Annotated in this window: 12 protein-coding genes and 1 pseudogene; 9 read left to right on the top strand and 4 right to left on the bottom strand. The window is 67.8% G+C overall.

Annotated features, from left to right (window positions below):
- Positions 1 to 66 precede the first annotated feature (66 nt).
- The 5 genes and pseudogenes from ACWEF2_RS18685 (at position 67) to ACWEF2_RS18665 (ending at position 3,191) form a co-directional block, all read left to right on the top strand.
- Positions 67 to 768 (top strand): pentapeptide repeat-containing protein, encoded by a 702-nt coding sequence (locus tag ACWEF2_RS18685; protein WP_453816734.1) that lies wholly within the window; start codon positions 67 to 69, stop codon positions 766 to 768.
- Positions 769 to 801: 33 nt separating this feature from the next.
- On the top strand, positions 802 to 993 hold the full coding sequence (locus tag ACWEF2_RS18680; RefSeq protein WP_453816732.1) for a hypothetical protein: 192 nt from the start codon (positions 802 to 804) through the stop codon (positions 991 to 993).
- Between the two features lie 230 nt (positions 994 to 1,223).
- Positions 1,224 to 1,623 (top strand): annotated as a pseudogene (tnpA, locus tag ACWEF2_RS18675) (IS200/IS605 family transposase).
- A gap of 9 nt (positions 1,624 to 1,632) precedes the next feature.
- On the top strand, positions 1,633 to 2,928 hold the full coding sequence (locus ACWEF2_RS18670) for an RNA-guided endonuclease InsQ/TnpB family protein (protein WP_453816730.1): 1,296 nt from the start codon (positions 1,633 to 1,635) through the stop codon (positions 2,926 to 2,928).
- 125 nt (positions 2,929 to 3,053) lie between these two features.
- A complete protein-coding gene (locus tag ACWEF2_RS18665; RefSeq protein ID WP_453816875.1) occupies positions 3,054 to 3,191 on the top strand; it encodes a hypothetical protein in 138 nt (45 codons plus the stop codon).
- A gap of 10 nt (positions 3,192 to 3,201) precedes the next feature.
- Here ACWEF2_RS18665 and ACWEF2_RS18660 read toward each other — a convergent pair whose 3' ends face one another.
- Both ACWEF2_RS18660 and ACWEF2_RS18655 read right to left on the bottom strand, forming a co-directional pair.
- Positions 3,202 to 3,405: a DUF397 domain-containing protein gene (locus tag ACWEF2_RS18660; RefSeq protein WP_453816728.1), complete on the bottom strand. Its 204-nt coding sequence runs from the start codon at positions 3,403 to 3,405 to the stop codon at positions 3,202 to 3,204.
- Between the two features lie 10 nt (positions 3,406 to 3,415).
- Positions 3,416 to 4,261, bottom strand: a complete 846-nt coding sequence (locus ACWEF2_RS18655; protein ID WP_453816726.1) for a helix-turn-helix domain-containing protein — start codon at positions 4,259 to 4,261, stop codon at positions 3,416 to 3,418.
- A gap of 632 nt (positions 4,262 to 4,893) precedes the next feature.
- Here ACWEF2_RS18655 and ACWEF2_RS18650 point away from each other — a divergent pair.
- On the top strand, positions 4,894 to 5,751 hold the full coding sequence (locus ACWEF2_RS18650) for an ATP-binding protein (protein ID WP_453816724.1): 858 nt from the start codon (positions 4,894 to 4,896) through the stop codon (positions 5,749 to 5,751).
- Between the two features lie 29 nt (positions 5,752 to 5,780).
- On the opposite strand, the gene ACWEF2_RS18645 is transcribed toward ACWEF2_RS18650, so the two are convergent.
- Both ACWEF2_RS18645 and ACWEF2_RS18640 read right to left on the bottom strand, forming a co-directional pair.
- Positions 5,781 to 6,455, bottom strand: a complete 675-nt coding sequence (locus tag ACWEF2_RS18645) for a response regulator (protein ID WP_453816722.1) — start codon at positions 6,453 to 6,455, stop codon at positions 5,781 to 5,783.
- Complete coding sequence (locus ACWEF2_RS18640; RefSeq protein ID WP_453816720.1) at positions 6,452 to 8,098, bottom strand: ATP-binding protein; 1,647 nt, start codon at positions 8,096 to 8,098, stop codon at positions 6,452 to 6,454. The genes ACWEF2_RS18645 and ACWEF2_RS18640 overlap by 4 nt, the downstream gene beginning before the upstream one ends.
- Positions 8,099 to 8,197: 99 nt before the next feature.
- Here ACWEF2_RS18640 and ACWEF2_RS18635 point away from each other — a divergent pair, with 99 nt between their 5' ends.
- The 3 genes from ACWEF2_RS18635 to ACWEF2_RS18625 are packed head-to-tail and all read left to right on the top strand — an operon-like array spanning position 8,198 to position 11,231.
- Entirely contained in the window at positions 8,198 to 9,205 is a 1,008-nt protein-coding gene (locus ACWEF2_RS18635; RefSeq protein ID WP_453816718.1) for a Bug family tripartite tricarboxylate transporter substrate binding protein, read from the top strand.
- Entirely contained in the window at positions 9,202 to 9,735 is a 534-nt protein-coding gene (locus ACWEF2_RS18630) for a tripartite tricarboxylate transporter TctB family protein (RefSeq protein ID WP_453816716.1), read from the top strand. The genes ACWEF2_RS18635 and ACWEF2_RS18630 overlap by 4 nt, the downstream gene beginning before the upstream one ends.
- A complete protein-coding gene (locus ACWEF2_RS18625; protein WP_453816714.1) occupies positions 9,735 to 11,231 on the top strand; it encodes a tripartite tricarboxylate transporter permease in 1,497 nt (498 codons plus the stop codon). The genes ACWEF2_RS18630 and ACWEF2_RS18625 overlap by 1 nt, the downstream gene beginning before the upstream one ends.
- The last annotated feature ends 939 nt before the right edge of the window (positions 11,232 to 12,170 follow it).

Here is a 12,170-nt window from a genome sequence, read left to right as displayed (position 1 = left end):
GAGCTGGGACAACTGGAGCAAGAAGAAATAGCAGATGACCGTCGTGGGCGCAGGGTCATCGCGCCCATGACGGGACTAAACACCTCCACCCTGGAAGGCAAGACGATGGAAACACGCACCGTACGCCAGACGAGCGTTACGCTGCCCGACCTGGACGACGCGGACCTGGAAGAGGTCGATTCGCTGGAAGGCGAGCACGGCAAGCTGCGCGATTTCCGATACGCCGACGCCAGGCTGCGCGAGCTGCCCTTGTCGGGAACCCAGCTCATGGACGGGCGCATCATCGGCCTCACCACCCAGTGGGCCCGCTTGGAGGAGCTGCGTCTGCACTCGGTGGAGTTCTCCGGCTGTGACCTGTCCGGCCTCCGCTGGGAGGACAGCAAGCTCTCCCGGGTTACGTTCACCGACTGCAAGTTGCTCGGCGCTGCGTGGGAGGGGATCACCCTCGACGATGTGGTCTTCGAGCGGTGCAGGCTCGACCTCGCCGCCTTCACCCGCGTGCGCGCCATCGGGGCAGTCATCTTCTCGTCCTGCTCCCTGCGTGAGGCGAGGTTCTCCGCAGCCGACCTGAGCGACGTGGCGTTCGACGAGTGCGACCTGCACCTGACGGAGTTTGACGGCGGCACCTATCGTGGCTGCGACCTGCGCGGCAATGACCTGTCCGGCCTTCGCGGAGTGAGCGCGCTCAAGAAGATCATCGTTGATCGGCCGCAGCTCCAGGGCCTCGCCGAGGCGTTCGCGGCCGAGCTGGAGATCAGCTTCGGTTAGGACTTCGACAACTGCCGCACAGGAGGCGGAGACATGGGCGTACGGCTGCTGTTCGACCGGTTTGGCGACATCCAGGGACGTATCGACATCGGGGATGTCAGGCAGGCGGGCGACACGTCGGGCTACGACGACAGCGCGGCCGTCGTCCCCCAGGGGAACTGGGCAGCCCTCAGCGAGGAGAGGCCAAACGACTCCGGCCCGACGCCGATACGCCGCTCAGCATGACGATCGAACTGTTCCGGGACCAGGAACAGCACTGCTCGCACACCGACGACGTGCGTCAATACGTCGATCGGGGATGCTGGGCGCGGATCCCTGGCTTCAGCCATGGAGGTAAGGCCGGCGCGGGAAGGCGTGCCGGCGCCTGAGCGTGCTTTGACCCGCATCTTTTTCGGGATGCCGAATCCCATCGAAAACTCATTCGGTAGATGTCTTACGGATGCATACTGATCAGTGTGTCGGTGACGCTCCGTACCAACAGCGATACCGTCTTCCGGTGCGCGTTTTACGTCGTGTGGTGCCCCAAGTACCGGCGTCGCGTTCTGGACGGGCGGATCGAAGAGCGACTCAAAGAGCTGATCCGTGAGGTGATCTCAGAGAAGGGGGCGTGGCCGGTGGAACTGGAGGTCATGCCCGACCCGGTTCACCTCCTGGTCGAGGTGGACCCCCCGGTACGGGGTCCACAAGCTGGTCAAGGCCGTCAAGGGCCGTACCTCCCGTGTGCTGCGCCAGGAGTTCCCGTCGCTGAGGTCCCGGCTGCCCACGCTGTGGACGAACTCCTACTTCGTCGCCACGGTCGGTGAAGCACCTTTGGACGTGGTCGAGCGGTATGTCGAGAACCAGAAGAACGTGTAGGCGGCACTGATGCTGACCGGACGCCGTTACCGCCTCGCCTTCACCCCCGAGCAAGCCGACTTCGCGGAGCGGATCGGCGGGGCGTGCCGGTCGGTGTGGAACACCGGCCTGGAGCAGCGCCGCGCCTACCGGCAGCGCGGCGCGTGGATCGACTACGTGGAGCAGGCCCGGCAACTCGCCGACGCCAAGGCCGGCTTTCCGTGGCTTTCCGAGGTTCCCGGTCACTGCCTCCAGCAGACGCTGATGGATCTGGATCGGGCGTGCCGCGCCCACGGCACGTGGAAGGTGCGCTGGAAGTCGAAGGTCAAGAACCCGCCGAGCTTCCGTTTCCCCGAAGGGGGAAAGATCGCCGTGGAGCGGCTCAACCGGCGGTGGGCGCGGGCGAAACTGCCGAAGCTCGGCTGGGTCCGGTTCCGGATCACCCGCCCGCTTGGTGGGGTCATCCGGTCGGCCACGCTCAGCCGCGACGGGAGGCACTGGTTCGTTTCCTTCCTGGTCGAAGACGGTGTGACCACTCCCGAGAGGCACGCCATCCCCGGCACGGGCGTGGGGATCGACCGGGGCGTGGTCAAGGTCGTCACCCGTTCCGACGGGATCTTCCATCACCGGATGTTCGCCACCGGACGGGAGGTCGGGCACGCCGCGAAGCTCCAACGACGGCTGGCCGGGACGGAGAAGGGTTCGGCGCGGCGCAAGGTGGCGGCCGGGCGCGTCGCCGACCTGGCCGGGAGGGTCCGCCGCCGCCGGGAGGACTTCGCGGCCAAGACCGCGAACACCCTCGCGACCCGGTTCGACCTGATCGTGTTCGAGGCGCTGAAAACGAAGAACATGACCGCGTCGGTCGCGCCGAAGCCCGACCCCGGCCGGCCGGGCGGCCATCTGCCCAACGGGGCCGCTGCCAAGTCCGGGCTGAACAAGGCCATCTTGGACAAGGGCTGGTATCGGATCGAGACCGCCACCCGTGGCAAGGCCCGGTACACGGGCAGCGCTGTGATCACCGTCAACCCGGCGTACACGTCTCAGAGGTGCTCGGTGCCAAGCTGCGGGAAGGTGGATGAGAAGAGCCGCGAGATCCAAGCCCTCTTCCGTTGCGCCTCCTGTGGGCACACCGAGCATGCCGACGTGAACGCCGCCAAGAACATCCTCACCGCCGGAAGGGCGGAACACGCGGCGGCCAGACCGGCCACGCGGGTTGGGGCGCGCAAACCACGCACCCGTGTGGGCCGGAAGGCGAACCGCCAAGCAACAGCAGCACCGGGCCACGCCACGGCGGAGCCCGAGCTGGCTGGAATCCCCCGGCTTTAGCCGTGGGGAGCGCTTCAAGACGGGCACTCCCTGCGGTGCCTGCGCATCCGACTGGAGCCCGGTCAGGGATACATCGCGCCAACCGAGCTCGCACCACACGACGGCTCCACAAGCGGTGCCCAGACGTGGTCACTCGCCGCCTTCTGGCTGGGGTGAGTGCCGCCTTCCACTACGTCCGTCTCAACGAGACGGTCCGCCCGGTCAACCTCCTCGACGAACCCGGCCTCGTCACCCTCATCGAGTCGATCCCCACCCCCAGGTGAACTCCGGATCTCATCCGGCCTGTCCGGATTTAAGGGCGTTGACGAACGTTCGCCATTCGTCGGCGGTGAAGCTCAGCGTGGGTCCGTTCGGGTCCTTGCTATCCCGTACGGCCCGCCCGCCGCCGGGCAGATTCGCCACCTCGACACAGTCGTCGTTGTTGGCCCCGCTGCGGGTGCTCTTGTACCAGGCGAGATTCGGGGTGCTTTGATCCACTGTCTTTCGCCTATCCGTTGAGGTGCTCCGCGAGTGTCGCCATGTGCCGAACCGATTCATCTGGCGATAGAGCCAATGTCATCACATGGTCGAAAATAAGGCTATATCGCTGGTAGTCCGCTGGTTGCTCAAGCCAGAGACTCTCTGTCACGGTCACCGTGTAGATGAGGCTTGGATCGTCGGGGAACTCCAGAATGACGAATGACCCCTCCAGTGCAGCGTGTGCTCCGGCGGAGTCGGGAACCACCCGGATGGTGATGTTCGGCTTGGCGGTCATCTCGATGAGGTGCCGAACCTGCTCCCGCATCACCTCTGCTCCGCCGATCAACTTCCGCAAGGCGGTCTCGTCGATGAGCGCCAGCAGAGTCGGCGGGTTCTCCCGAGTGAGGATCTCCTGGCGCGCGAGCCTTGCCTGCGCGTGGCGCTCGATGAGTTTCTCGTCCAGAACCCGACCGGCACGCCACACCGCTTTGGCGTATTCCTCTGTCTGGAGCAGCCCTGGGATAAGGGCGATCTGCCATGTGCGGATAATGTCGGCACCCGACTCGAAGTCGGGCAGGCTGCTCCGGAAGACATCCTGATACTTCTCCCACCAGCCGCGCTGACGTGCCTCCCTGGCAAGGGTGATCATCGCCTCCTGGCGGCTCTCGTCGGTGACGCCGTACAGGTCGAGCAGTAGGCGAATGTCGTGGACGCTGGGGAGTTTCCACTCGTTGCGCTCCATCCTCGACACCTTTGACGGGTCCCACTCCAGTCGCCTGCCGGCCTCGGTCACCGAGAGACCTGCTTCCTTACGGAGTTGCCGGAGCGTCTGAGAGAGCCTGCGCCGCTTGATCGTGGGACTGTTGCCTGCCATGCCGAACTCTCCTCCAGGAATCGTCGGTCATGATTCTGCGGATCAAACCAGACAATTCAGTGCATGTTTATTTGCGCATTGTGATTTCCGTATCGCTATGCCAGCATGCTAGTGGGCTCAAGCTGCGAGCGTGTGCCCATTGTGGTGGCAGTATGCGCTTGCCCCCAGTCCTGCGTAAATATGTCCATATTTATCGCACATTCAGCAATTGGAATTATTGGTGATGATTAATGACTAAAAATGTGATTTGCGTGGGGCTGTGAGTCAGATGCTGATCGACTCTCGATGCCGGGTCGGCAGGAGAAGCAGTTGCTCTGGCCGCCGTCAGATCTAGACCAATAGCAGAGGCCGCCACGGTGCAGCGAACACCGGACGGCCTCTTGAACCGGACTCTGGAGGTCCGATCCCATGGTCAACTTTACAAGAGCGGTCCGGGTCGTCCGGATGCGCTTCGACGCCGACCGGCCGCCTGCGCCGCTGGGCTGCCGGTGGTGTGGCCACTCGCCGTACGCCCACGACGATCGGTGTCTTCCCCACCGGCCGCGACACGACTACGAACGGCCGACCCGCGCGCGGTTTCAGGCGCGGTTGTGGGAGCCGTACCCGCGTGAGCGGCGCCCCCGGAGGGTCGCGTGAGGGGGCGGCACCGGCGGGGAACGCCCGAGGTGCGGGTGGCCCGCCGGGAATGGGACCTCGACCAGCGGGAGCTCGCCGCCCTGCTGGATCAGACGGAGACGGGCTGGACGGTGCTGTACGGCCTGGGCGGACGCCGGTTCTACGCCATCGCCACCATGCGGGTCGCGGAGTCCCTGATCATCGAGGCGCGTACCGCCGAGGAGTTGCGCGCGCTGATCCGCGACGCCGAACCGGCCGTGCCACCGCCGCCCCGTCCGCAGCCACCCGCCGTACCTCACCGTCACCGACGAGGAGTCTCGATGAGCGCAAGCACCCCGGACGGCCTACGGACCGTGTGCCGGGAACTGTCCCGCGACCCGGCGACCGCCCACGGGGCTCGCGGAACGGTGCGCGACACTTTCACCGCCTGGGGCCTGCCGCCCGATCTCACCGATGACGCGGTGCTGGTCGTCGGCGAACTGGTGGCGAACGCCGTGGTGTACGGCGAGCCACCGATCCGGCTGTCACTGTGGGGCATGCCCGAGAGGGTCTGCGTGCGGGTGACCGACCACGGCCCCGGACGGCCCCACCGGCTCGACCTCGGCCAGGACGCCGTTCACGGCCGGGGGCTCGCCATCGTCGAAACGCTCGCCGACCAGTGGGGCGTCGTCCCCGCCGTGGGCAAGGTCGGCAAAACGGTCTGGGCCGTGTGGTGGCTCCCCCGCCCCCGGCCCGACGCGGGCCGCGCCGTCGGCCGTGCGGGCCTGATCCCGTACTCCGGCGTCGCCGAAGACCGGACCGGTCCGCCCGGACCGGCCGCCGACGGTGTTTCCCGTCCTCCACCCGAATACCGGTCGCCCGCGCGCCACCCCTGAGCGGGGGACACCCCGTGGGGCCGCGGATGTCAGGTGAACCAGCGGTAGCGGCGTTCGGGTCTGCCGGTCGTGCCGTACCGCAGGGACACCTTCGCGCGGCCGACGGCGTAGAGGTGTTCGAGGTAGCGGCGCGCGCTGACCCGGGAGATGCCGACCCGGGCCGCGCACTCGGCGGCGGACAGCGTCCCGTCGGTGGCGCGCAGCGCGCGTTCGACCAGTTCCGCGGTCTCCGCGCTCATGCCCTTGGGCAGTGCGGCTGCGGGCACCCGCGAGGGGGCTCTGGTGAGCACCCGGTCCACGTCGGCCTGACCGCTGACCGTCGCCGCGCGCGGACCACCGTGATGGGCGGCGTACCGTTCGAGCCGGATCCGCAGATCGTCGAAGTCGAACGGCTTGAGGAGGTAGTCGACCACCCCGTGCCGGGCCGCGCCGCGGACCGCCTCGACCTCCCGGGCGGCGCTGATCACCAGGATGTCGCAGTCGTGGCCCGCGGCCCGCAGCCGGGTGATGACCTTCAGGCCGAAGACGTCGGGCAGGTACAGGTCGAGCAGGACCAGGTCGGGACGGAGTTCCGTGACGGCCGAGATCGCCTGCTCACCGGTGTGCGCCGTCCCGACGACGTGGAAGCCCCTGATCCGTTCGACGAACCCGTGGTTGATCCGTGCGACCATGAAGTCGTCGTCAACGACCAGTACGTCGATCAACGGGTTCCCTCCGTCATCTCGTCGGTCAGGTGCCTCACGGACATCCGAGCGGTGAACATGGCGCCGTCGGGGGTGTTGGTGACCCCGACCTCTCCGCCGCGGCGCCTGCAGACCAGCTGGGTGAGGGCCAGTCCGATGCCGCGCCCGCCCTCCTGGGCGGCCTTGGTGGTGAAGCCCCGGGAGAACACCTCGTGGGCGAGTTCGGGGGCCACCCCGGGCCCCGAGTCGCGGACCACGATCTCCACGCTGGCGGCGTCCTGCCGTAGCTCGACCTCCACCCAGGCGCCGTTCCCGTCGGTGTCGGCCGCGGCGGCGTCGACCGCGTTGTCCACCAGGTTGCCGATCACCGTCGCCACGTCCGCCGAGTCCATCGGGTCCAGCCGGTTGAGCGCTGTGCGCTGCGAGACTCTCAGCTGAACCTTGCGCTCGGCCGCCAGGGAGGATTTCGCCATCAGTAGCGCGGCGACGGCCGTGTCGCGGACCTGGCTGGTCAGAGCCAGGTCGAGTGATTCGCGGTGCTGTCTCAGCGCACGGATGTAGTGGACCACCTCGTCGTGTTCCCCGACCTGGATCAGGCCGGAGATGATGTGCAACTGGTTGGCGAAGTCGTGCGCCTGCGCGCGGAGCAACTCGGTGGAGCTGCGGAACGAACCGAGTTCGCGTTCCAGCTGGGCGAGCTCGGTGCGGTCCCGCAGCGTTGCCACCGAGCCGAGCCGGCGCCCGTCCTTGGTGACGTTCATCCGGTTCATCACCAGCACCCGGCCACGGCGTACCACGATCTCGTCGTGAGCCTCCACCGCGTCGCCGTCGACCCCGGCCAGCACGTCGTACAGCCGGCCCTCGATCCGCAGATCGGTCAGGCTCATCCCGATGCAGTGCTCGGGCAGGTCGAGCAGTCTGCGGCCGACCGCGTTCACCAGGGTGAGCCGCAGCTGCAGGTCGAGCGCGATCACCCCCTCGGCGATTCCGTACAGCATCGCCTCGCGGTGCTCGGCGAGGCCGGCGATCTCGCGCGGTTCCAGGCCGAGGGTCTGACGTTTGATCCGCCGGGCCAGCAGCCACGATCCGAACACCCCGAGGGCGCTGGCGATGCCGAGGTAGGTGAGCAGGTACGACGAGGCGCCGACCAGCCGCTGCCAGAGGGTCGGCGAGGCATTACCGATCATCACCGTGCCGAGCTGGCGGCCGAGGTTGTGCCGGAAGGCCCCCAGCACCGGGACCTGGGCCACCAGCTCGCGGGAGTTGTCCACCATCAGCTCCCCCGACCAGCCGCGGCCGACGGCGACGCCCGGGTCGCCCAGGGGCAGCCGTGTCCCGACCAGGGTGGGGTTCGTGGAGCTGACGATCTTCTGGTTGACGTTCGCGACCGTCACGGAGGTGACGCCGGACTGGGTCAGCGTCGTCTGCACCAGCGGGGCGATGGTCTCCCCGGACGCCGATCGGCCGAGCTGGCTGCGGACCAGGGGGTTGCCGGCCATCTGCTCGGCCAGGGCCGTCACCCGGCGCCCCTCCACCTGATCGAATTCCGCCGCCGACTGCGTGAGTGAGAGCGCGCCGACGGCGACCAGCACGACCACGACGATGGCGAGCTGCAGCGTCAGCAGCTCGCCCGCCAGGGTGTGACGGTGGAACGTTACGACCACAATGAACTCAATCTTCGCTGGTCACACAAGGCAGACGGGGTGTCGGCCAGGTCGTCACAATCATGGCGCCGGACTCCCGTATAGCGAAAGAGACCAATTGTGAGAACCCCGATCACCGCGCTGTTCGGCGCGCTGGCCGCCATGTCGATGTTCGCCGTTGGTGCCTGCGGGGTCACCGCGCAGAAAGAGGGAGGCGGCGGGAACGCGGACGGCAAACCCGTCCCCGGACTGCGCATCATGGTGCCCAACACGCCCGGCGGCGGGTACGACACCACCGCCAGGACCGTCGCCAAGGTGATGGACGACGCCAAGATCGCGTCTGGTGTTCAGGTGTTCAACCTGCCGGGGGCGGGCGGCACGGTCGGCCTGCAGCGCATGGTGAACGAGAAGGGCAACGGCCGGCTCGCCATGCAGATGGGGCTGGGCGTCGTGGGCGCCTCGTACACCTCCAGGTCGAGGGCGACACTGAAGCAGACCACCCCCATCGCCAGGTTGATCGAGGAGGCCGGTGCGATCGTCGTGCCGAAGAACTCGCCGTACAGGACGATCAACGATCTTGTCGCCGCGTGGAGGAGGGACCCGAGGAAGATCACCGTCGGCGGTGGCTCATCGCGGGGCGGACCGGACCACCTGTTGCCGATGCAGCTGGCCAAGGCGGTCGGCATCAACCCGGAACAGGTCAACTTCATCTCCTACGACGGTGGTGGTGAGCTGCTGCCGGCGATCCTCGGCGGCAAGATCACTTTTGGCGCCAGCGGCTACGGGGAGTTCCTCGACCAGGTCGAGGCCGGTCAGGTGCGGGTGCTCGCGGTGACCAGCGCGGAGCCCGTCGACGTGCTCGGGGACGTCCCGACGCTGAAGTCCGCGGGCATCGACCTCCTCTTCACCAACTGGCGCGGGATCGTCGCGCCGCCCGGGATCAGCGAAGCCGACCGGAAGACCTGGATCGAGGCGCTGACGAAGATGCACGACTCCGACCTGTGGAAGGCCGAGCTGGCCAAGCGCGGCTGGAGTGACGCCTTCCTCACCGGCGACGAGTTCACGGCATATCTGGCCGAGCAGGACAAGGTCGTCGCCGACATCCTGACGCGGCTCGGGCTGGCATGAGCGTGCAGGCCTCCGAAGAACTCGACGCGGCCGTGCGGGATTCCCTGGGGCCGGACCGCGCGCAGTACGGCCTGTGCGCGTTCCTCTCCCTGCTGGGCGTCCTGGTGATCCTCGACGCCGGCCAGATCGCGCATCTGGTCGGCGGTAACGACCCGATCGGGCCGCGTCCGGTGCCGATGATCCTGGGGGTCCTGCTCCTGGTGGTCGCGCCGGTCTACGCGGTCGACGTCGCCCGGGGCGGCCGGGGTGAGCCGGAGGCGGGGGAGGACATCGACCTGTCGACGCGGATCGACTGGCGCACGGTGCTGCTGCTCATCGGCGCCTTCGCCGTCAACGCCGTGCTGATCGACCGGCTCGGCTGGGTGATCAGCGGAGCCCTGCTGTTCTGGGGGTCGGCCTTCGCCCTGGGCAGCCGGCACTACGTGCGCGACCTGGCGATAGCGGTGACGCTGTCGCTGGCCACCTTCTACGGGTTCGCCGTCGGGCTGGGTGTCAACCTGCCGGCGGGTGTGCTGCAGGGAATTCTGTGATGGACAACCTCACCCATCTGCTGGAGGGGTTCGCCCACGTGGTGACCCCCCTCAACCTGCTGGTGGCGCTGATCGGCGTCGTCGTCGGCACCGCGGTCGGCGTGCTGCCCGGCATCGGCCCGGCGATGACGGTGGCCCTGCTGCTGCCGGTGACGTACGGGATGGAGCCGACGCGGGCCTTCATCATGTTCGCCGGCATCTACTACGGCGGCATGTACGGCGGGTCGACCACCTCGATCCTGCTGAACACGCCCGGCGAGTCGTCCTCGGTCGTCACGGCGATCGAGGGCAACAAGATGGCCAAGGCCGGTAGGGCGGCACAGGCGCTGGCGACCGCGGCGATCGGCTCGTTCGTCGCGGGCACGATCGGCACCCTGCTGCTGGTGCTGGTGACGCCGCTGGTGGTGACGTTCGCGATCAGCCTGGGGGCGCCGGACTACTTCGCGATCATGATGCTGGCCTTCATCGCGGTCACCGCGGTGCTGGGCACCTCCCGCGTCCGGGGTTTCGCCTCGCTGCTGCTCGGCCTGGTGATCGGCGTGATCGGCATCGACGCGGTGACCGGGCAGCAGCGGCTCACGCTCGGCGTCCCGCAGCTGGCCGACGGCGTCGACGTGGTCGTGGTGGCCGTCGGGATCTTCGCCGTCGGCGAGGCGCTCTGGGTCGCCGCGCACCTGCGGCGCACGGCGGGGGGAGTGATCCCCGTCGGCCGGCCGTGGATGGGGCGGGAGGACTGGAGGAGGTCCTGGAAGCCGTGGCTCCGCGGTACCGCGCTGGGCTTTCCGTTCGGGGCGCTGCCGGCGGGGGGCGCCGAGATCCCCACCTTCCTGTCGTACATGGCGGAGAAGAGGATGACCAGGTACCCCGAGCAGTTCGGCAGGGGGGCGATCGAGGGGGTGGCCGGGCCCGAGGCGGCGAACAACGCGTCCGCGGCCGGCACCCTGGTGCCGATGCTGGCCATCGGGCTGCCGACGAACGCGGTCGCCGCGGTGATGCTCGCCGCATTCGAGTCGTACGGCATCCAGCCTGGCCCGCTGCTGTTCGAACGCGAGCCCGACCTGGTCTGGACACTGATCGCCAGCCTGTTCGTCGGCAACCTGCTGCTGCTCGTTCTGAACCTGCCGCTCGCGCCGGCGTGGGCGAAACTCCTGCGGATTCCCCGCCCCTATCTGTACGCGGGGATCCTGTTCTTCGCCTCGATGGGCGCCTACGCGGTCAACGCGCAACCTTTCGACCTGCTTCTGCTGCTGCTCCTGGGACTACTCGGATTCGGGATGCGCCGGTTCGGGCTGCCGGTGCTGCCCCTCATCGTCGGCGTCATCCTCGGCCCGCGCGCCGAACTACAGGGCCGGCGCTCGCTGCAGCTGTCGGGCGGCGACCTGTCCGGCCTGCTGGGGGGAGCGCTCTCCTACATGATCTACGCCGTCATCGTGCTGGTACTGCTCTGGCCACTGGTCCGGCGCCTCGTGGAATCGATGCGCGCGCGGACGGCTTGAGAAGCTTGAGAAGGGAGCGACGATGACCGAGGTAGTTGGGTATGTGCCGTCGCCGGAAGGTGAGGCGGGGCTGCGCGTGGCCGTGATCTGACTGCCTCTGCCGAGTGACGGCCTGTTCCGGCTCTGTCGGTGACGAGTGGATCTGACGCCACTTGTCGATGAGGGTGGACGAAAGCTCCCGCGCGTACCCAGGTCCTGGATCATGCCGTCTCGCGTTCCGGAGACCGGATACATGATCATCTTTCCTGCCGTCCAAACGGGAGGGTACGGCGAGTGCCGTGCCCGGTGTCGACACCGGGCACGGCACTCGCCATCCTCTTGCCGCCTCCTAGGACTCAGGGCGTCGGCGGTGACTCATCAGTGAAAGCGGTGCAGTTCGCCCGTGGTGACGGCCCAACATCGGCCACGTTTTCCGGAAACGGCGGTCGAAGCCCGTTTTTTACCGCTAGAAATCATCGCATTCCATGCCTCTGGTGATTTCGGAGAATTATGCTCCTGTGCGCCGCGCTGATGGCGGTAAGCCTCGGGTATCCGATGATCACTAGGGCGATGCTTCCGGCTGGTTAACGAAGATCACATGAATTGGGTGGCAATAGGGGATTTTCAGCTGTTTTTATGGGGCGTGAGCCGTCGTCCTGTCATCAGGCGTCACGTCCTGCCTGCCCCCGCGCCGGGGCCCGCGGTAGACCGTCAGTGTCCGGCGGGGTTCGATCCGGAGCACCTCGCCGGGGCGGCGCAGCCCAGTCAGGCCCTCGCCGTACGAACGCCGGTCGAAAACCCCGGCAGGCGACGCGGCTCGCCGGGGTTCTTCATGCGCAGCCGGGTAACGTCGTAGAACTCGACCTCACCCAGGGTCGCCCCGTACGGCTGCCGCGTGCGCGTCCAGCGCGGCGAGATCGTAGACGGAGGCGGCCGGCTCGTCCGGGATCACCGCGGCAC

The sequence above is a fragment of the Streptosporangium sp. NPDC004631 genome (genome assembly GCF_053601935.1).
Note: the sequence above shows the minus strand (reverse complement) of the source record. Positions and strands in the feature narration are given on the sequence as shown.

What these genes read in the sequence shown, in the direction of transcription:
- ACWEF2_RS18685 (WP_453816734.1), top strand. Translation starts at nt 67, where the DNA reads ATGACGGGACTAAACACCTCCACCCTGGAAGGCAAGACGATGGAAACA.
- ACWEF2_RS18680 (WP_453816732.1), top strand. Translation starts at nt 802, where the DNA reads ATGGGCGTACGGCTGCTGTTCGACCGGTTTGGCGACATCCAGGGACGT.
- ACWEF2_RS18670 (WP_453816730.1), top strand. Translation starts at nt 1,633, where the DNA reads ATGCTGACCGGACGCCGTTACCGCCTCGCCTTCACCCCCGAGCAAGCC.
- ACWEF2_RS18655 (WP_453816726.1), bottom strand. Translation starts at nt 4,261, where the DNA reads ATGGCAGGCAACAGTCCCACGATCAAGCGGCGCAGGCTCTCTCAGACG.
- ACWEF2_RS18630 (WP_453816716.1), top strand. Translation starts at nt 9,202, where the DNA reads ATGAGCGTGCAGGCCTCCGAAGAACTCGACGCGGCCGTGCGGGATTCC.
- ACWEF2_RS18625 (WP_453816714.1), top strand. Translation starts at nt 9,735, where the DNA reads ATGGACAACCTCACCCATCTGCTGGAGGGGTTCGCCCACGTGGTGACC.